Below are 19,249 nucleotides of genomic sequence, written 5' to 3' on the forward strand. Positions count from 1 at the left end.
GTTCATGTCCGGCGCGCCCCCAGGCTGCGGCTGATGCGTTCCGTGGCCAGCACAGCGATGACGACGACCACGCCGGGCGCGGCCGTCAGCCACCAGGCGGTGGCGAGGAAGTCGCGACCCTCGGCGATCAGCAGCCCCCATTCCGGCGTCGGCGGCGGCGCGCCATAGCCGAGGAAGCCGAGCGTCGCGAGTGCGAGGATCGCCGAGCCGAACTGCAAGGCGGCGAGTGCGAGCACCGAGGTCATCGCGTTCGGCAACACATGCCGCCAGAGCACGGCGAGGAAGCGCCCGCCGCTGCCGAAGGCGGCCTCCACATATTCCGAGCGCCGTACGCGCAGCACCTCGGCGCGCGACAACCGGGCGAAATGCGCGACCGAGACGAAGCCGACCGCGATCGCCGCGTTGATGGACCCGAAGCCGAGCAGGATGATCACCGATAGCGACAGCAGCAGCGAGGGGATGGCGAGCAGCGTATCCACCAGCCGCATCACCGCCGCATCCAGGATGCCCCCGCGCGCGCCGGCGAGCAGGCCAAGTGCGGTGCCGAAGGTCAGCCCGACGCTGACCGCGAGGAAGGCGCCGACCAGCGACTGCCGCGCGCCATAGACCACCCGCGCCAGCATGTCGCGGCCAAGCCCGTCCGTGCCGAGCCAATGCTCGACGCTCGGTGGTTCGAGCTGGCGGCCGGACACGCCCTGCAACGGGTGCTGCCAGGCGAACAGGCCCGGTACGGCAGCCCAGGCGAGCAGCAGGACGATCACCGCCCAGGCCAACAGCAGCCCCGGCGGCGGCAGCCGCAGCGCACGCGCGGCAGTCAGTGTCGCGCCGCTCATGTCGCGCTCGCGGGGCGAAGCGCGAGGCGCGGGTCGAGCAGCGGCAGCAGCAGATCCACCGTCAGGCTAATGGTCACGAAGGCCGCGGCGGACAGCACGACGATCGCCTGCAGCACCGCGACATCCTGGTTGGCCACCGCCTGCTGTGTGAGGCCACCGAGGCCGGACAGGCCGAACACCGTCTCGGTCACCACCGCGCCGCCGAGCAATTCGCCGAACAGCACGCCGGCCATGGTCAGCGTCGGCGGCAGGGCGTTGCGCGCGACATGGCGCCACAGCACCCAGCTATGCGTCGCACCCTTGGCCCGGGCCACGGCGACGAAGGGTTCGCCGAACACCTGGTCCATGTTGCGGATCAGCACCTGCGCCAGCGGCGCGGAGATCGGCACGGCGAGCGTGGCCACCGGCAGGATCAGTTCCTCCCACGGTTCCGGCGCGATCACCGAGACCAGGCCAAGCTGGAAGGAGAAGACCTGGATCAGCATGATGCCGAGCCAGAACACCGGCACCGCCACGAAGAAGGACGGCATCGATCGCGCGAAGACGCGCGCCCAGCCGACGCCGAGCTGGCTCAGCACCGCCAGCAGCGTCGCCAGCAGCGAGGCCGCCACGAAGGCGAGTGCGGCGAGCAGCAGTGTGGAGGGCACGTTCTCGATCAGCAGTGCGGAGACCGGCACGCCGGCGCGGATCGAAGTGCCGAACTCCCCGCGCAGGAAATTGCCGAGCGTATGCAGGTACTGCTCCCACATCGGCGCATCCGCGCCATAGGCGATGCGCAGCTCGGCGATCTGGTCGGCGGTCAGCCCCATCTCGGAACCGAGGAACTTGATCAGCACCGCATCGCCCGGCAGCGCCTGCAGCAGCACGAAGGCGACCGTGAAGGCCGCGAGCAGCACCAGCAGCGCCTGGCCGAAGCGTTGCGCCAGATGCCGGGTCATCGCGCGGCGAGCCAGGTGCCGTAGAAGCTCGGCCGGCCGACCGCTTCGAAGCCGAAGCCATGCACGCGCGGTGCGGCAGCGAAGACCTGCGGTTCCTCGAACAGCGGGATCACATAGGCCTTCTCGATGATGTAGCGCTGCACGTCGCCGGTCAGCGCCAGCCGCTTCGCCGGGTCAGTCTCGGCGGCAATGGCTTCGAGGATGGCGTTCAGCTCCTCATCGCGGAAGGATTGCACGCGGTTGCTGACGCCGCCCATCTGCAGGAGCACGTTGCGCGTGGTGGGGTAGTAGTTGCTGCGGATCACGTCGGGATCGGCGCGGCCCACCATGGCGGGCGCGACCGGCGTCTTGGCCGGATCCAGGCTGTCCACGGTGCGCGATCCAAGATCCCCCGCCAGCACGTTCAACCGCACGCCCACGCGTTCCCATTGCTGGGCGACCAATTGAAGCGTGTCCTTGTTGCGCGGTTGGGGCGGGGATTCATAGGCGGTGAGGATCAGCGCCACGCCGTCCTTCTGGCGGATGCCGTTCGGCCCAGGCGTCCAGCCCGCTTCATCCAGCAGGCGCGCCGCCAGCGCGGGGTCGTAGGTCAGCCGGTCCGACAGGTTCACATAGCCCTGCGCGGTGGAAGCGATCACCGATGTCGCCTTCGGATAGTTCGGCGAGAACAGTGTATCGACGACCTGCTGCGCATTGGTGGCGTGCAGCAGCGCGCGGCGCACGCGAATGTCGGCGACCAGCGGATTGTCCGGGCGGAAGGCGATGGAATTGTTCACCCCGCGGGTCGAAGGCGCGAAGATCTGGAAGCCGCGCGACGACACGCGCCCTTCGTCATAGGCCTGCACCTGGCGGATCACATGCGCCTGGCCGGCGAGCAGTCCGCCGATGCGTACGCTGTCCTCGCCGGTGACGATGATGCGGATCGAATCCAGCAGCGCACGGCCCTGGTGCGGATGCTTCGCCGGGCCCCAGGCGTAGTCCGGGCGGACATTCAACACGAGTTCGCGCCCCAACACTTGCCGAGCGACGGTGAAGGGGCCGGAGCCTATGATCTTCGTCGCATCGCCCAGTTGATCGAAGGGTAGAGCGAGGGTGCGCAGCGAGACAAGGCCGCCGCCGATCACCGATGTGCCCTGCAGGAAGCCCGGCGAGGGCGCGCGGAAGATGAAGCGCACCGTCAACGGATCGACGACTTCGCTGCGTTCGTAGTTGGTGATGACCTCGGAGACCGGGTGCCGCAGCGCGCGGTCGCCCAGGCCATAGATGTCGTAGTTCTTCGCCACCGCCGCGGCATCGACCGGCGTGCCGTCCGAGAAGGTGACGCCCGGGCGCAGCTTGAAGACGTATTCCGTGGCATTCGCATTGACCGTCCAGCTTTCCGCGATCCAGGGCTCGATCTCGAGCGTACGGGGGTTCTGGTAGGTCAGCTTGTCGGTGATCTGATTGAGCACGCCGCTGTTCGGATAGAAGCCGCCGGCGGGCGGATACAGGTTCGTGTAGGTCTGCTGCTCCAGGTAGATCAGCGTGCCGCCGCGCACCGGCGTCCCTTGCGCACAGGCCTCCCGCCCACCCATGGCCAGGACAGGCAGGATGGCGGGGGCGGCGAGGAGGTGGCGTCGGGTGGTGCGCATCGAAGGCTCCTTGTCAGGGACCGGGACCGGCCGTGAGACTAGGCAAGGCGGGTTTCGTCTCGCAACTGCGAGATGATAATTTACTCGGCAAAAATACGAAAACAGACGGACTTCCTCCGAATCGTGGGCAGATTGGAATTTCCTTGCCCATTTTTGCGGCTATCGGAGGAAGCGGCCCGGGCGGTGCTCACCGCGCGGCGAGCCAGGCGGCATAGAAGGCCGGACGGCCCACCGCCTCGAAATCCATGCCGCGCAGGCGGGGCGATCCGGCGAAGACCTGCGGTTCCTCGAACAACGGAACCACATAGGCCTTGTCGACGATGTACCGCTGCACGTCGCCCACCAGCGCCAGGCGCTTCGCCTGCTCCGGTTCCGAGGCGATGCCGTCGAGCAGTGCGTTCAGCGCGGGATCGCTGAAGCTCTGCACGCGGCGGCTGACGCCACCCATCTGCAGCAGCATGTTGCGCGTCGTCGGGTAGAAGTTGCTGCGGATCACATCCGGATCGGCGCGCCCGACCATGGCGGGCGATACCGGCGTCTTCGCCGGATCGAGACTGTCCACGGTGCGGCTGCCGAGATCACCGGCCATGACGGAGAAGCGCACGCCGAGCCGCGCCCATTGCTGCGCGACCAGCTGCATCGTGTCCTTGCTGCGCGCGTAGTTCGGGCTTTCATAGGCGGCCAGCGCGAGGTCACGGCCATCCTTCTGGCGCACGCCCTGCGGCCCCATCGTCCAGCCCGCGCCATCGAGCAGCCGCGCGGCGAGCTGCGGGTCGAAAGTCAGCCGGTCCGCGAGGTTCACGTAGCCCTGCGCCGAGGCGGCGATGATCGAGGTGGCGACGGCATAGTTCGGCGAGAACAGCGTTTCGACCACCTGCTGCGCATTGGTCCCGTGCAGCAGGGCACGGCGCACGTCGAGATCGGCGACCAGCGGATTGTCGGGGCGGAAGGTGAGCGAGTTGTTCACCCCGCGCGTCGGCGGCGCAAAGACTTGGAAGCCGCGCGCCTGGATGCGGTTCTCGTCGAAGGCCGGCACCTGGCGGGCGAGCTGCGCCTGGCCGGAGAGGAGGGCGCCGACGCGCACGCTGTCCTCCCCATTGACGATGATCCGGATGGTATCGAGCAGCGCACGCCCCTGGTGCGGCAGCCTCGCCGGGCCCCAGGCGTAGTCGGCCCGCGCATTGAGCACGAGTTCGCGGCCCAGCACCTGGCGCGCCACGGTGAAGGGACCGGAGCCGATGATCTTCGTCGCATCGCCCATCTGGTCGAAGGGCAGGGCGAGGGTGCGCAGCGAGACGAGGCCCGAGCCGATCACCGATGTGCCCTGCAGGAAGCCGGGCGATGGCGCGCGGAAGACGAAGCGCACGGTCAGCGGGTCGATCACCTCGGAGCGTTCGTAGTTGGTGATCACCTCCGACACGGAATGGCGCAGTTCCCGATTGCCGAGGCCGTAGGTGTCGTAGTTCTTCGCCACCGCCGCGGCATCCAGCGGCGTCCCGTCGGAGAAGGTGACGCGCGGGCGCAGCTTAAAGACGTATTCCGTCGCATCGGCGTTGATCGTCCAGCTTTCGGCGATCCAGGGCTCGATCTCGAGCGTGCGGGGGTTCTGGTAGGTCAGCTTGTCGGTGATCTGGTTGATCACGCCGCCAGCCGGGTAATGGCCCGCGGCAGGCGGGTAGAGGTTCGCGTAGGTCTGCTGCTCCAGATAGATCAACGTGCCGCCGCGCACCGGCGCGGCCTGCGCCAGGGCATCGCGCGCGCCGATCGTGGCCAGCAACGCGGGGGCGGCGAGGAGGTGGCGGCGGGTGGTCAGCATGACGGCTCCTGGGCCCATGGGCCGGGTTCGGAGCGGTCACACTACGGTCACGGGAATTCATCTCGCAACTGCGAGATGACTTCATCTGTGGCAGGTGCTGCCGAGCCGAGCCTCAGGTTCCAGCCACGGCCAAATTTGGAAGATTTTTGTGCAGCGGCTGCTCGGCGATTGAGCGGTCCTGCGTTCAGCCGCGCAGGGAGGTGCCTCCACCGGCTTGCCACCCGCACCGATGACGGCGCTCGTCAGCCTGATGCGGCTGCCCCGGCTTGGCACATTGCGGCTCGACCCATGCCCGTCCCGCAGGACGGGCGTGCCGGCCTGCCGGGGCGTCCAATCCGGCGTCTCCTGCCGCCGCTGCACCTCGTTACTGCACCAGGGGACCGGATGCCGCACCTTCGAAGGTGAAGCCCTCGATCCGCGCATGGGCGGCCAGCACGGCAATGAATTGTCGTACCCCCTCATGCCAGGATTGCGCACGCAGATCGGCGGCGACGCGTTCGGCGACCGCCTCGAACGGCGGCAGCCGTGCCGGCGCATGGGCATGCAATGTCACGACGTGCATCCCGTAGCGCGAGGCCACGACGGTCGCGCAGAGCTGCCCGGGTTCGAGCGCGGCGAGCGCCGCCTCGAACTCCGGCACGGTGCTGCCGCGCGCCACCTGGCCGAGATGGCCGCCTTCTTCGCGCGAAGGGCAATCCGAATGCTGACGCGCCAGGGCGGCGAACAGCGTCGCATCGGCCTGCAGCCGGCCAAGGATATCCTCGGCCGCGCCGCGCGCGGTGGCGCGGGCCTCGTCATCCTCTGGATCGGCGGCGATCAGGATATGGCTCGCTTCCCACAGATCCGGCGCGCCGAAGCGGTCGGGATGGGCCGCATACCAACGGCGCGCGGCCGCATCGCCGACCGGCGGAACCTGCACCTCCGCGGCCAGCATCGCGTCCAGCGACGATTCATCCGCCGGGTCGAGGCCACGCGCCGCCAACGCATCCTCCAGCAGGCGCTGGACGACCAGGGCCAGGGCCGCTGCCTTCCAGGCTGCCTCGGCGTTGTCGGCGGGGTGGTGCTGCATCTCGGCGGCGATCTCGCGCGCCGTGATGGTGGTGCAGTCCACGATGATGTCCTGTTCCGGCAGGTCGGGTCCCGGCCGCTGGGGCTCGGCGGGGCGTTCGGGCGGCGGATGGAAATGCACGGCCATGGCGGCTACTCCGCCGGGCCGGCATGCGGCGCGGCAACCGGGCCGGGCCGCGCGGTCGCACCGCCACGCCGGCGGACGATCTGCCAGTTCCGCCCGAGGTACCAGACCGGCGCGGAGAAGATGTGCACCAGCCGCGAGAAGGGCGTGAGCAGGAACAGCGTCATGCCCAGCACCATATGCATCTGGAACACGAGGTCGGTGCCGCGCACGTAGTCGGCCGCCCCGGCCCGGAAGGTGACGATGTGCTGCGCCCAGGCGGAGAGTTGCAGCATGGTGCCGCCATCGCTGTGCGCGATCGAGAAGGGCAGCGTGGTCAGGCCAAGGGTGAGCTGGACCCACAACAGCGCCAGGATCGCGATGTCGATGGTGGTGGAGGTGCGGCGGATGCGCTCATCGAACAGCCGGCGATGCAACAGCATCGTCAGGCCGATGAAGCACAGCGCACCGGCGACACCGCCGGCGATCACCGCCAGCATCTGCTTCTCGCGCGCCGTGATGAAATGCTCATACAGCGCATGCGGCGTCAGAAGCCCGACCAGGTGACCGAAGAAGATGAACAGGATGCCGAGGTGAAACAGGTTCGACCCGAGCCGAAACTGACGGGTGCGCAGCATCTGCGATGAGCCGGACCGCCACGTGTACTGGTCGCGGTCGAAGCGGATCAGGCTGCCGACAAGGAAGATGCCGGCGCAGATGTAGGGATAGATGCCGAACAGGAAGCCATGCAGCTGGTCGGTGAAGGCATGCCAGAGGGCGGACATCGCGGCTTTCCTTCAATGCTTGGCGGCGGCCTGGCGCACCGAGCGCAGGCGCTGGATCATGGCGGCGACCTTGGCGCGCGCGCCGGCCTGGTCGGGGTCCGATTCCGGCCCGAAGACCACTGGCTCATCCTCATAGGCGGCATCGATCGCGGCGAGGTCGTCCTCATCGGCCTGGTCGTTCGCCGCGGTGGGAAGGCTGGTCGGCGCAAGTGAGACTTCCGCCAGCACGCCGGCGAGCACCGCCGCATAGCCGCGCGACGACGGCAGGCCACGAGAGACCAGCTTGGCGTGGATCTGCTGCAACAGCGGCCCGGCCTGGGACAGCAGGTTCGCTGCCGTATCCGGCGGCGCCATGGCGCAGAATTCCAGGATGAGCGGCAGGTAGTCCGGCAGTTCGTTGCCCGTCATGGCGAAGCCATTCGCGTCGTAGATCGCGACGAGTTCCACCATGGCGGGACCACGATTGCGCGTGTCGCCATGCACATGTTCGAACAGATGCAGGCTGGTCGAGCGGCCCCGGTCGAACAGGCGTACGAAATCCTCCTGTCGGTCGAGCGGATCGCCCGCTGCAAGGCGCCGTACCAAGCGTTCCAAGGCGCGGCGGTCGCGCGCTGCAAAGTCCGCGGATGCGATCGCCTCGGCGATGTCCGGCAGGTCGGCGCGCAGCGCCTCGTCCGGATAGCGCAACAGGGTCGAGAGGATGGCGAGGCGCTTGTTCATTTCGCGGCCTCCTTCTTCGCGTCTTCCGCCTCGCGGATGCGCGGCGGCGCCATGCGCCCGGCCGATGGGCCCGCGGCGCTGAACAGGTTGCCTACCGTGCGGCCGTCGTAGCAGCCCTGTCCGAAGGAGAAGCCGCAGGACGACTTCAGGTCGAAGGCGTTCTCGGCGTATTCGCGGTGAGTGGTCGGGATGACGTAGCGGTCCTCGTAATTCGCGATCGCCAGCGTCTGGTACATGTCGTCCACCTGGGCCTGAGTCAGGCCGACCTTCTGCAGGATCTCGAGATCCTCGCGGTTCTCAACGGTGCGCGCGCGCATGTGCATGCGCATCGCCATCATCCGCTGGAGCGCGAGCACGACCGGCGTCTCGGCCCCCGCCGTTAGCAGGTTGGCGAGGTACTTCACCGGGATGCGCAGCGAGGAGATGTCAGGCAGGCCGTCCTTCCAGCCGACATGGCCGGCCTCGACGGCCGACTGCACCGGCGACAGCGGCGGCACGTACCAGACCATCGGCAGGGTGCGGTATTCGGGGTGAAGCGGGAAGGCGATCTGCCAGTCGATGCACATCTTGTAGGCGGGACTCTTCTTCGCGGCATCGAGCCAAGCCTCGGGGATGCCATCCGCGCGCGCCTGCTCGATCACCTTGGGATCATTGGGATCGCAGAAGATGTCGAGCTGGCTGCGGTAGAGCTGCTGGTCGTTCTCGACCGACGCCGCTTCCTCGATGCGGTCGGCATCATACAGCAGCACGCCGAGGTAGCGGATGCGCCCAACGCAGGTCTCGGAGCACACCGTCGGCTCGCCCGCCTCGATGCGCGGGTAGCAGAAGATGCACTTCTCGGCCTTTCCGGACTGCCAGTTGTAGTAAATTTTCTTGTAGGGGCAGGCGGAGACGCACATGCGCCAGCCGCGGCACTTCTCCTGATCGATCAGGACGATGCCGTCCTCCTCCCTCTTGTAGATCGAACCGGAGGGGCAGGACGCGACGCAGGCCGGGTTGAGGCAGTGCTCGCACAGGCGCGGCAGGTAGAACATGAAGGTGTTCTCGAACTGCCCGTAGATCTGCTTCTGGATGCCTTCGAAGTTGCGGTCCTTGGACCGCTTGCGGAACTCCGTGCCCAGGATCTCCTCCCAGTTCGGCCCCCACTTGATCTCCATCCGCTCGCCGGTGATCAGCGAGACGGGGCGCGCCACCGGCATCGCCTGCGATTCCGGCGCAGTCTGCAGGTGCGTGTAGTCGAAGGTGAAGGGCTCGTAGTAGTCGTCGATCTCCGGCAGGTTCGGATTGGCGAAGATGTTCGCCAGGATCCGCCACTTGCCGCCGATCTTGGGCTGAATCTTGCCGTTGCGCTTGCGCGTCCAGCCGCCCTTCCACTTCTCCTGGTTCTCCCAGTCCTTCGGGTAACCGATGCCGGGCTTGGTCTCCACATTGTTGAACCAGGCGTATTCGACGCCCTCGCGGCTGGTCCACACCTGCTTGCAGGTCACGGAGCAGGTGTGGCAGCCGATGCACTTGTCGAGGTTCAGCACCATCGCGATCTGAGCGCGGATCTTCATGGCCGTTACTCCGCCGCCTTGAGGTCTGCCGCCTGGGGTGTCACCCGCGGCCCATCCAGCCACTCGACATTGGCCATCTTCCGCACGAGCACGAACTCGTCGCGGTTGGTGCCGATCGTGCCGTAGTAGTTGAAGCCGTAGGCGAGCTGCGCGTAGCCGCCGATCATATGCGTCGGCTTCAGCGTCGTCCGCGTGACGGAGTTGTGGATGCCGCCGCGGGCATGCGTGATCTCGCTGCCCGGCACGTTCACGATCTTCTCCTGCGCGTGGTACATCATGACCATCCCCTTCGGGACGCGCTGGGAGACGACCGCGCGCGCACACAGCGCGCCGTTGGTGTTGAAGGCCTCGATCCAGTCATTGTCCTCGATGCCGGCCTCGGCCGCGTCCACCTCGGACAGCCAGACGATCGGCCCGCCGCGCGACAGCGTCAGCATCAGCAGATTGTCCGTGTAGACGCTGTGGATGCCCCATTTCTGGTGCGGGGTGATGAAGTTGAGCGCGAGCTCCTTGTTGCCGTTCGGCTTCACGCCATGCATCGGACCCGTAGTGCGCAGGTCGACCGGCGGACGGTACAGGCACAGCGCCTCCCCGAAGGCCAGCATCCACGGGTGGTCCTGGTAGAGCTGCTGTCGCCCCGTGAGCGTCCGCCACGGGATCAGCTCATGCACATTGGTGTAGCCGGCATTGTAGCAGACCTCCTCGCTCTCCAGCCCCGACCAGATCGGCGAGGAGATGATCTTGCGCGGCTGCGCCTGCACGTCGCGGAAGCGGATCGCTTCGTGTTCCTTGGAACGCGCCAGATGCGTGTGGTCGCGTCCGGTGAACTTGCCCAGCGATTCCCAGGCCTTCACGGCGACATGGCCGTTGGTCTCGGGCGCCAGATGCATCAGCGTCTCGCAGGCGTCGATGTCCGATTCCATCTTCGCGAGCTTGCCCTCGACACCGGCAACCTCGACCTCGCCATTGAGGTTGCGAAGGAACTCCACCTCGTGCGCCGTCTTCCAGGCCATGCCCTTGCCGTTGTTGCCGAGCCTGTCCATCAGCGGACCCAACGCGGTGAAACGGGCATGGGTGTTCGGGTAGTCGCGCTCGACCACCGTCACCGCCGGCATGGTCTTGCCGGGGATCGGCTCGACCTCGCCCTTCTTCCAGTCGCGGATCTCGTGCGACTGGCCGAGTTCGGCCGGGCTGTCATGCATCAGCGGGGTCAGGACGGTGTCCTTCTCCCGTCCCAGATGCCCGTTGCACAGCGCCGAGAACCGCTTGGCGATGCCGCGGAAGATCGCCCAGTCGGTCCTGCTCTCCCAGGCCGGGTCCACCGCGGCCGACAGCGGATGGATGAAGGGATGCATGTCCGAGGTATTGAGATCGTGCTTCTCGTACCAGGTGGCCGTCGGCAGCACGATGTCGGAATACATGCAGGTGGTGCTCATGCGGAAGTCGAGCGTCACCAGCAGGTCGAGCTTTCCCTTCGGCGCCTCATCGTGCCACGCCGCCTCCTCCGGCTTCGCCGCACCCTGTTCGCCAAGGTCCTTGCCCTGCACACCGTGCTGCGTGCCGAGCAGGTGCTTGAGGAAATACTCATGCCCCTTGCCCGAGGAGCCCAGCAGGTTCGACCGCCATACGAACAGGTTGCGCGGCCAGTTCGCGGGATGGTCGGGGTCCTCGCAGGACATCTCCAGCGTGCCGGATTTCAGCGACTGCGCGACGTATTGCGGCACGGGCACGCCGGCTGCTTCCGCCTCGGCCGCAATGTCCAGCGGATTGCGCGTGAGCTGCGGCGCGGAGGGCAGCCAGCCCATGCGTTCGGCGCGGATATTGAAGTCGATCAGCGCGCCGGTCATCGCCTTGGGCGCGGTCGGCGATAGGATGTCCTTCACCTGCACCGTCTCGTAGCGCCACTGGTCGGTATGCGCGTACCAGAAGGACGTGGAGTTCTGCTGCCGTGGCGGCCGTGCCCAATCGGTCGCGAAGGCCACCGGGATCCAGCCGGATTGCGGGCGCAGCTTCTCCTGCCCGACATAGTGCGCCCAGCCGCCGCCCGACTGGCCGATGCAGCCGCACATCACCAGCAGGTTGATGATGCCGCGGTAGTTCATGTCCGAATGGTACCAATGGTTCAGCGCCGCGCCGAGGATGACCATGGACTTGCCCTTGGTCTTCTCGGCGTTGTCAGCGAATTCCCGCGCCACCGTGACGATCTGCTGGCGCGGCACGCCGCAGACAGCCTCCGCCCAGGCGGGGGTGTAGGGCGCCATGGCGTCATAGTTGGTGGAACCATCGCGCGCCACGCCGTAGTTGGCGAGGAACAGGTCGTACACCGTCGCGACCTTCGCCGTGCTGCCATCGGCCAGGGCCATGGTCGCCACCGGCACGTCATGCGTGACGGTGTCGCCGAGTTGAGTCGGGTTAAAGAAGGCCGTCGCGCCATCGCCGAAATAGGGGAAGGTCACGGGCGAGGTCGGCGCACCCTGCAAGGACAGCCGCGGCGTCACCGCCTCCAGTGTCTTCGCGTTGCGACCCTCCAGGTTCCACTTGCCCTGCTCGCCCCAGCGGAAGCCGATGGAGCCGGTCGGGATGTAGGGATTGCCGGTGGCGTCGTCGATCGCGACGGTCTTCCAATCCGGGTTGTTGCCCTCCCCCGCATTGCCGACCAGATCCGATGCGCGCAGCTGCCGGTCGGGCACCAGGCGGCCATCCTTCTCCGTCAGCATCACCAGCATCGGCATGTCGGAGTAGCGGCGGCAGTAGTCGAGGAAGTAGTCGCCCCGCCCCTTCGCATGCCACTCGCTCAGGATCACATGGCCCATCGCCAGGGCAAGCGCGGCATCGGTGCCTTGCTTCGGATGCAGCCAGAGATCGGCGAATTTCGACGCCTCGGAATAATCCGGCGTGACCGTCACCACCTTGGTGCCACGATACCGCGCCTCGGCCATGAAATGCGCGTCCGGCGTGCGCGTCTGCGGCACGTTGGACCCCCACATCATGATGAAGCCGGCATTGTACCAATCGGCGGATTCGGGAACGTCGGTCTGCTCGCCCCAGGTCTGCGGGGAGGCCGGCGGCAGGTCGCAATACCAGTCGTAGAAGGACATGCAGACGCCGCCGATCAGCGACAGGTACCGGCTGCCCGCGGCGTACGACACCATCGACATCGCCGGGATCGGCGAGAAGCCGATGACGCGGTCCGGTCCATGCTGCTTCACGGTGTGCACGTTGGCGGCGGCGACGAGTTCCTCCGCCTCATCCCAGGTCACGCGTACGAAGCCACCCAGGCCGCGCACGGACTGGTATTCGCGCCGCTTCGCGGGATCGTCCTGGATCGATTTCCACGCCACGACCGGATCCGCGTACTGCGCCTTCGCCGCGCGCCACAGTGCAACCAGCCGCTTGCGCATCATCGGATACTTGATGCGGTTCGCGCTGTAGAGATACCAGGAGTAGGACGCGCCGCGCGAACAGCCGCGCGGTTCATGGTTCGGCAGGCCGGGCCGCGTGCGCGGGTAATCGGTCTGCTGCGTCTCCCAGGTGACGATCCCGCCCTTGACGTAGATCTTCCACGAACACGACCCGGTGCAGTTCGCGCCGTGGGTGGACCGCACGATCTTGTCGTGCGCCCAGCGGGACCGGTAGGCGTCCTCCCAGGCGCGGCTCTCGGTGGTCACGTCGCCATGGCCGTTGGAGAAGGTGCCCGCATATTTCCGGAAGTAGGTCAGGCGGTCGAGGAAGTGGCTCATTCTGCTGGTTCCTTGACAGTCAGGCGTTCACGGCCGGGCCGGGAGTCCGGCCGCGTTCAATGTCGTGCAGCAGGCCACCGCGGCGGGTGTAGACCGCCCAGGTCACGGCGATGCACAGCAGGTAAAACAGGAAGAAGGCCCAGAGTGCGGCGACCGGGCTGCCGGTCATCGCGATGGAGGTGCCGTAGCTCTTGGGGATGAAGAAAGCGCCGTAGGCCGCGATGGCGGAGGTGAAGCCGATGATGGCCGCACTCTCCTTCTCGGCCTGGGCGCGGCGCGCAACGCTATCCGCGTCAGGCATCAGCCGCCCGATCTCCTTGCCCATGATCGCGGGGATCATCTGGAAGGTGGAGGCATTGCCCACGCCGCTCGCGAAGAACAGCAGCATGAAGCAGCCGAAGAAGCCCCAGAAGGCGCCTGGCTCGCCCTTGATGCCGACGAAGTGGATGACGCCGTAGACGCCGATCGCCATCAGCGCGAACACCCAGAAGGTGACGCGACCGCCGCCCCACTTGTCCGACACCCAGCCGGTCATGGAACGCGACAGCGCGCCCACCAGCGGCCCCAGGAAGGCGAACTGCAGCGCGTCCACCTCGGGGAACTGGGTGCGTGCGAGCAGCGGGAACCCCGCCGAGTAGCCGATGAAAGACCCGAAGGTTCCGGTGTAGAGGAAGCACATGATCCAGTTGTGCTTGCGCTGGAAAATCACCGCCTGGTCGGCGAAGGACGCCTTCATCGAGGCCAGGTCGTCCATGCGGAACCACGCCGCGAAGGCGGCGGCCGCGATGAACGGCACCCAGACGAAGCCGGCATTCTGCAGCCACAGCGAACCGCCGGTCGCCGTGCCTTGAGGGTCGCCACCCAGCCAGCCGAAGACGCCGGCGGTGATCGCCATCGGCACGACGAACTGCACGACGCTGACGCCGAGGTTGCCCAGGCCCGCATTCAGGGCGAGCGCATTCCCCTTCTCCCGCTTCGGGAAAAAGAAGGAGATGTTGGCCATGGAGGATGCGAAGTTGCCGCCGCCGAAGCCGCACAGCAGCGCCAGCAGCAGGAACACCCAGTATGGCGTGGCAGGGTTCTGCACCGCGAAGCCGATGCCCAGGGCCGGGATCATCAGCGACCAGGTGGACAGGGTGGTCCATAGCCGCCCGCCGAAGATCGGCGGCATGAAGGAGTAGAAGATGCGCAGCGTCGCACCCGAAAGGCCCGGCAGGGCTGCCAGCCAGAACAGCTCGTCCGTGGTGAAGCGGAAGCCGACGACGGGCAGCTTCGCCACCACCACCGACCAGACCATCCACACCGCGAAGGCCAGCAACAGGCAGGGAATGGAGACCCAGAGGTTGCGCCTGGCGATCGCGCGGCCCTCGGTGTCCCAGAAGGCCGTATCTTCCGGCCGCCAATCCGCGATGGCGCCGCCGCGCAGCGCGCCTTCCTGCGCCGCGCCGTGGATGGGCTGCATTTCCGGCAGGGCGGGCAGTTTCTCGAGCAACGGCGCGGCCGCCTCGCGCTCCATCCCCAGGATGGCGAAGTGCATCCACACCAGCGCGACCGCGCTGACCACGAACAGCAGCATGAAGCAGGATTGCCGGATGCCGGTCAGGTCGTTGAGCAGGCCGAATGCCATCGGCAGCACGAAGCCGCCAAGGCCGCCGATCAGCCCGACGATGCCGCCCACCGCGCCGACACGGTTCGGATAGTAGACCGGGATGTGCTTGTACACCGCGGCCTTGCCCAGGCTCATGAAGAAGCCGAGCACGAAGACCAGCACGATGAAGGCGCCGACCCCGGTTTCGAGGTGGAAGCGCGTCTGCCCGCCGATGCCCTGCACGACGTAGTCGGTCGGCGGGTAGGACAGGATGAAGGTGACGACCACCGACACGCCGAGCGTCCAGTACATCACGCGCCGCGCGCCGACACGGTCCGACAGATGCCCGCCATAGGCGCGGAACAGGCTCGCCGGCACCGAATACGCCGCGCCGATCATGCCCGCGGTGGTGATGGAAAAGCCGTAGGTCTCGATGATGTAGCGCGGCAGCCAGAGAGCCAGGGCGACGAAGGCGCCGAAGACGAAGAAGTAGTAGAGGCTGAACCGCCAGACCTGGACGTTCTTCAGCGGCTCCATCATCGTGGCGAAGGATTCCGGCTTGGTGCCGGAAGCCCTGCGTGCCGCGAGGTCGGGGTCGTCCTTGGTGAACAGGAAGAACACCACAGCCATCGCCATCAGCACGGCGGCCCAGATCAGCGCCACCGCCTGCCACCCCATCGCGACCATGATCGCGGGCGCGAGGAACTTGGTCACCGCCGCACCGACATTGCCGGCGCCGAAGATGCCGAGCGCGGTGCCCTGCTTCTCCTTGGGGAACCATTTCGAGACATAGGCGATGCCGACGGCGAAGGAACCGCCCGCGATGCCGACGCCAAGCGCTGCGATCAGGAAGGTCGTGTAGTCGTAGGCCAGCGCGAGCAGTGCCGTCGCGATCGATGCCGCGACCATGACGATGGTGTAGACGACGCGGCCGCCATACTGGTCCGCCCAGACGCCGAGCACGAGGCGGATGAGGCTGCCCGTCAGGATCGGCGTGCCGACCAGCAGGCCGAACTGGAACTCGGTGAGGCCAAGATCCTTTTTGATCTGGACGCCGAGGATCGAGAAGATGGTCCAGACGGCAAAGCAGATCGTAAATGCGAGGGTCGATAACCAGAGGGCGCGCGACGACGCCCCGGTGTCGACAGAACGTGTTGCGGCACTCATGCCTTCCTCCGGCATCTGCGGTGGCCGTGAAGGAAGCGGCATCGAGGGCACGAAACATTGCGCCAGATCAAGTAAAAGCGGCGAAGATCCACATCTTTCTTGCGTTGGGCGATCTGCGCCAAGGCCTTTGTTGCCCATGGACAAGACGTTGATTGATTTAGATCAACAGAAGACCGCCACGCGAACGGTACAGACCTTCCCCGAGAGGGATTCGAGAATGGCAAATCGCGAAGCGACGCATGCGATGGTGGAGCGATCGCCGTTCTTCCAGGCCGCTGGAGCGACGGCCATGCGGGGCCTGCTGCAATCGAGCTTCACCCAGCTCCTGCCCAAGCGGACGGTTCTGTTCGGGCAAGGCGAGGAGCCGGACTTCCTGCACTTGTTGCTGGAGGGCAGTGTCGGGCTCGAGATGGCGGGGGATCGTGGTGGCACGACGATCGTCGAGATCTTTCGCGCCGGCGAGGTGTTCGTCGTGCCTGCGGTCATGCTTCGACTGCCCTACCTGCCTTCTGCCGTGGCGTTGACCGAGATCCGCGTGCTGATGATTCCGGCGCAGCATTTTCGGGAATGCTGCCAGTGTTCGCTGGACCTCAGCCGCGCCACCAACGAATTGCTCTGCCGGCACTGGCGGCTGATGGTCGACCAGGTGGTGGACCTGAAGCTGAACAGCGTCGAAACACGAGTGTCGCGGTTCCTGGCGCGGCGCGTATCGGAGGAAGCGGGGGCTGGATGCGCCTACCTTCCGGAGCCGCGAAGTGCGATCGCTGCGCGTCTGGGCATGACGCCCGAGACGCTGTCGCGCACCATTGCCGGTCTTGAGGACAAGGGAAAACTGCGCCGTGGCGCGAAGGGGCCGAACGTGTCGGACCGGGGCGCCCTCGTCGACCTTTGAGGCAGCCGGGCCGCACGTCGTCTGGCAATTGCGATCTGCCGCGGGGCGTCCAGCACGCCGACGGCAGGACCGCTTCGACGAAGGTGTCGCCTTTTCGACGCGAGGCGGAGGGTCTCGCGCCGTGTTGTTCGGGCGCCAAACGCGGGCCGGGGCGATAGGGCGCCGGCTGCCGATGCGTCGAGGTCTGTGGATAAGTCCCGTAAGTGCTGGTGCCGGCACGCGGATTTGAACCGCGGACCTACTGATTACGAATAAGCGATAGAGCGCCGCCATGATCCGCCAAAACTCGCCATAACCCTTGTAATTACTAGGGTCCGCAAATAAGATGGTCGCCAGAAACCGCCATGCGGACCCACTGCGGACCTACCCGCCGGGTCCGCGTGGGGTCCGCAGAATGGGGTCCGCGACCGTGCCGAAACTGACTGACCGCTTCCTGAAAGATCTGGCAACCGAGGCGGGCCGCAAGGACCGGCTGGTGTTCGATACAGAGTGCAAGGGGCTTGGGGTCCGCGTCACGGCCGCCGGGACCAAGACCTTCATCGTTCAATGGACGGACCCGGCGACCAGGCAGAAGCGCCGGGAATCTCTCGGCACATGGGGCAACCTCACGATTGAGAAGGCGCGCGAGGCCGTGCGCGTCCGGTTGGGCGATGTGGCAAAGGGGATCGACCCTCGCGCGGTGCGGCTGGAAAAGCGCGACGCCGCTGCACGCGACAAGGCCGAGCGCGCCCTAACCCTGGAAACGCTGGTGGACGATTGGGCGAAGCTGCACCTGTCGCAAAAGCGCCCCCGCTACGCGGCCGAGGCGGTGCGGGCGATCAAGCACGCTTTCCCCAAGCACCTGAAACGCCCTGCCGTGCGCCTGTCTAAGGCCGAGGCGGTGGCGGTGCTGGACGACCTGCTAAAAGCCGGTAGCGCCGCCATGGCGGGCCGCACGCTGGCCTATGCGCGCGCCTGCTACGCCTGGGCAGAGAAGCGCGGGAAGGTGGCCGGCAATCCGTTTGAGGGTATCCCCATTGGCGCCGGTATTGTCGCCCGTGAGCGCGCCCTGACGGCCGAAGAAACCGGCCGCATCTGGAACGCCGCCGCCGGTATGGGCGAGCCGTGGGGACCGCTGTTTCGCGTCCTGCTGCTGACCTTAGCGCGGCGTGAGGAAGTCGCCGGCATGCGGTGGTCGGAACTGTCTGACGACCTCGCCACATGGACGATTCCCGGCGCGCGCATGAAACGCGGTCAAGCGCATGTCGTGGCGTTGCCCGAAGCCGCCCGCGCCGCGCTCGCCATCGTGAAGCGCATCAAGGGGCAGGATTTGGTGTTCAGCACCACCGGCAAGACGCCCGTGAGCGGCTTCACCAAGGCCAAGGCGGCATTGGACAAGGCCGCGAAGGCGAAGGACTGGCGGCTGCACGACATACGCCGCACGGGTGTTTCCGCGCTTGCCGCCATGGGGTTCAACCCGGTGGTGGCGGACATGCTGCTTGCCCACCAGCCGACCCGCCTTTCGACGGTGGCTCGCGTCTATCAGAGGCACGATTACGCCGCCGAACGCGAGGCCGCATTGAAGGCTTGGGCCGAGCATGTTGCGCGCTGCGCTGCCGGCAAGGATGACGGCGCAGAGAATGTCGCGGACCTCGCCGCCCATCGGGTGAAGCATAAGGCCGCGTGATATTTCCTTGGAAGTGAGCGAGTCGCCTGAGCGCAACTAGCGGGCACGGGCTATGCCATAGTGAAGCAGACCGGGGGCCGACGTGCAGACCAGATCAAGCGGGACCGTCGAACACCAGGGACTTGGGACCATGCACAAGGCGCGGTGGTCGGCGGCTAACGGGGAACTCGTCGTGTCTCTAGCCTTTGGGGGCGAACGGCGCGCGCCCATTGGGAAGAATGAGGATGCCGAGGAGCGCGCTCGTATCATCCTTGCCAGCATGATCGAAGATGAGCGGCGCGAAAGATGGGATGCAGAGCGGCGAACCGCCGAGGCCAACCGAGCAAAGCGCGGAGCGGGCGGCGCGATCGCAGAGGCAGTCGTTACCATCTACGCTGGCGGTGCCGGCCTGACCGCACTGGCTGTCTTTGCTGGATCGTGGATCTACTGCATCGCCACCTACGGCTACCTGCTAGGCGTAGGTCTGGGCTGGCTACCTTCGATTTTCGTCGCGGGTATCGCAGCGTTTTTGTGGCCGCTGATCGCGTTGCTGGCGTTGGGCTTCTTCGCTCTGGTCTTCAATACCGGTGCTTAGGGAACGAGCGGCCTGCCCGCCACCTGCACCAAGCGTCCGCCTACACGCCTTGCGCCGAGCGATTCACAGGCAACACAAAGCCCCATGGCGCGGGCAGCGGTGGTCAGGCTTTTCCTCGGCGGGGCTAGGCTGGCCCCCGAACGCCCGGACCCTCCGCGCCGGGCTGCCCCGC

Annotated in this window: 13 protein-coding genes; 3 read left to right on the top strand and 10 right to left on the bottom strand. The window is 66.8% G+C overall.

Annotation, left to right across the window (positions count from 1 at the left end):
* Positions 1-2 precede the first annotated feature (2 nt).
* From AAFN86_RS23385 to AAFN86_RS23430, 10 genes are all read right to left on the bottom strand, one after another.
* Complete coding sequence (locus AAFN86_RS23385; protein ID WP_347545975.1) at positions 3-833, bottom strand: ABC transporter permease; 831 nt, start codon at positions 831-833, stop codon at positions 3-5.
* Entirely contained in the window at positions 830-1,771 is a 942-nt protein-coding gene (locus AAFN86_RS23390; RefSeq protein WP_347545976.1) for an ABC transporter permease, read from the bottom strand. The genes AAFN86_RS23385 and AAFN86_RS23390 overlap by 4 nt, the downstream gene beginning before the upstream one ends.
* Positions 1,768-3,402, bottom strand: coding sequence for a TIGR04028 family ABC transporter substrate-binding protein (locus AAFN86_RS23395; protein ID WP_347545977.1), 1,635 nt, complete (start codon positions 3,400-3,402; stop codon positions 1,768-1,770). The genes AAFN86_RS23390 and AAFN86_RS23395 overlap by 4 nt, the downstream gene beginning before the upstream one ends.
* A 187-nt stretch (positions 3,403-3,589) precedes the next feature.
* Complete coding sequence (locus AAFN86_RS23400) at positions 3,590-5,218, bottom strand: TIGR04028 family ABC transporter substrate-binding protein (protein WP_347545978.1); 1,629 nt, start codon at positions 5,216-5,218, stop codon at positions 3,590-3,592.
* Positions 5,219-5,582: 364 nt separating this feature from the next.
* Positions 5,583-6,413, bottom strand: a complete 831-nt coding sequence (locus AAFN86_RS23405) for a peptidylprolyl isomerase (RefSeq protein ID WP_347545979.1) — start codon at positions 6,411-6,413, stop codon at positions 5,583-5,585.
* 5 nt (positions 6,414-6,418) lie between these two features.
* On the bottom strand, positions 6,419-7,174 hold the full coding sequence (gene narI / locus AAFN86_RS23410; protein ID WP_347545980.1) for a respiratory nitrate reductase subunit gamma: 756 nt from the start codon (positions 7,172-7,174) through the stop codon (positions 6,419-6,421).
* A gap of 12 nt (positions 7,175-7,186) precedes the next feature.
* Positions 7,187-7,894, bottom strand: coding sequence for a nitrate reductase molybdenum cofactor assembly chaperone (gene narJ / locus AAFN86_RS23415; RefSeq protein ID WP_347545981.1), 708 nt, complete (start codon positions 7,892-7,894; stop codon positions 7,187-7,189).
* Positions 7,891-9,450, bottom strand: coding sequence for a nitrate reductase subunit beta (gene narH, locus AAFN86_RS23420; protein ID WP_347545982.1), 1,560 nt, complete (start codon positions 9,448-9,450; stop codon positions 7,891-7,893). Before narH ends, narJ begins: the two co-directional genes overlap by 4 nt.
* Positions 9,451-9,455: 5 nt before the next feature.
* Positions 9,456-13,190, bottom strand: a complete 3,735-nt coding sequence (locus tag AAFN86_RS23425; protein ID WP_347545983.1) for a nitrate reductase subunit alpha — start codon at positions 13,188-13,190, stop codon at positions 9,456-9,458.
* Between the two features lie 19 nt (positions 13,191-13,209).
* A complete protein-coding gene (locus tag AAFN86_RS23430) occupies positions 13,210-15,945 on the bottom strand; it encodes an MFS transporter (RefSeq protein WP_347545984.1) in 2,736 nt (911 codons plus the stop codon).
* Positions 15,946-16,081: 136 nt separating this feature from the next.
* Between AAFN86_RS23430 and AAFN86_RS23435 the strand changes: the two genes are divergently transcribed.
* From AAFN86_RS23435 to AAFN86_RS23445, 3 genes are all read left to right on the top strand, one after another.
* A complete protein-coding gene (locus AAFN86_RS23435) occupies positions 16,082-16,837 on the top strand; it encodes a cyclic nucleotide-binding domain-containing protein (protein ID WP_347545986.1) in 756 nt (251 codons plus the stop codon).
* Between the two features lie 409 nt (positions 16,838-17,246).
* Complete coding sequence (locus AAFN86_RS23440) at positions 17,247-18,503, top strand: integrase arm-type DNA-binding domain-containing protein (protein WP_347545987.1); 1,257 nt, start codon at positions 17,247-17,249, stop codon at positions 18,501-18,503.
* Between the two features lie 130 nt (positions 18,504-18,633).
* Positions 18,634-19,077 (top strand): hypothetical protein, encoded by a 444-nt coding sequence (locus AAFN86_RS23445; RefSeq protein ID WP_347545989.1) that lies wholly within the window; start codon positions 18,634-18,636, stop codon positions 19,075-19,077.
* The last annotated feature ends 172 nt before the right edge of the window (positions 19,078-19,249 follow it).

The organism is Roseomonas sp. CAU 1739 (assembly GCF_039839775.1).
GTDB lineage: Bacteria > Pseudomonadota > Alphaproteobacteria > Acetobacterales > Acetobacteraceae > Neoroseomonas.

Bases quoted from the DNA above. Each gene is read 5' to 3' on its own strand.
- AAFN86_RS23385 (WP_347545975.1), bottom strand. From the start codon at position 833: ATGAGCGGCGCGACACTGACTGCCGCGCGTGCGCTGCGGCTGCCGCCG.
- AAFN86_RS23390 (WP_347545976.1), bottom strand. From the start codon at position 1,771: ATGACCCGGCATCTGGCGCAACGCTTCGGCCAGGCGCTGCTGGTGCTG.
- AAFN86_RS23395 (WP_347545977.1), bottom strand. From the start codon at position 3,402: ATGCGCACCACCCGACGCCACCTCCTCGCCGCCCCCGCCATCCTGCCT.
- AAFN86_RS23400 (WP_347545978.1), bottom strand. From the start codon at position 5,218: ATGCTGACCACCCGCCGCCACCTCCTCGCCGCCCCCGCGTTGCTGGCC.
- AAFN86_RS23405 (WP_347545979.1), bottom strand. From the start codon at position 6,413: ATGGCCGTGCATTTCCATCCGCCGCCCGAACGCCCCGCCGAGCCCCAG.
- narI (WP_347545980.1), bottom strand. From the start codon at position 7,174: ATGTCCGCCCTCTGGCATGCCTTCACCGACCAGCTGCATGGCTTCCTG.
- narJ (WP_347545981.1), bottom strand. From the start codon at position 7,894: ATGAACAAGCGCCTCGCCATCCTCTCGACCCTGTTGCGCTATCCGGAC.
- narH (WP_347545982.1), bottom strand. From the start codon at position 9,450: ATGAAGATCCGCGCTCAGATCGCGATGGTGCTGAACCTCGACAAGTGC.
- AAFN86_RS23425 (WP_347545983.1), bottom strand. From the start codon at position 13,190: ATGAGCCACTTCCTCGACCGCCTGACCTACTTCCGGAAATATGCGGGC.
- AAFN86_RS23430 (WP_347545984.1), bottom strand. From the start codon at position 15,945: ATGAGTGCCGCAACACGTTCTGTCGACACCGGGGCGTCGTCGCGCGCC.
- AAFN86_RS23435 (WP_347545986.1), top strand. From the start codon at position 16,082: ATGGACAAGACGTTGATTGATTTAGATCAACAGAAGACCGCCACGCGA.
- AAFN86_RS23445 (WP_347545989.1), top strand. From the start codon at position 18,634: ATGCACAAGGCGCGGTGGTCGGCGGCTAACGGGGAACTCGTCGTGTCT.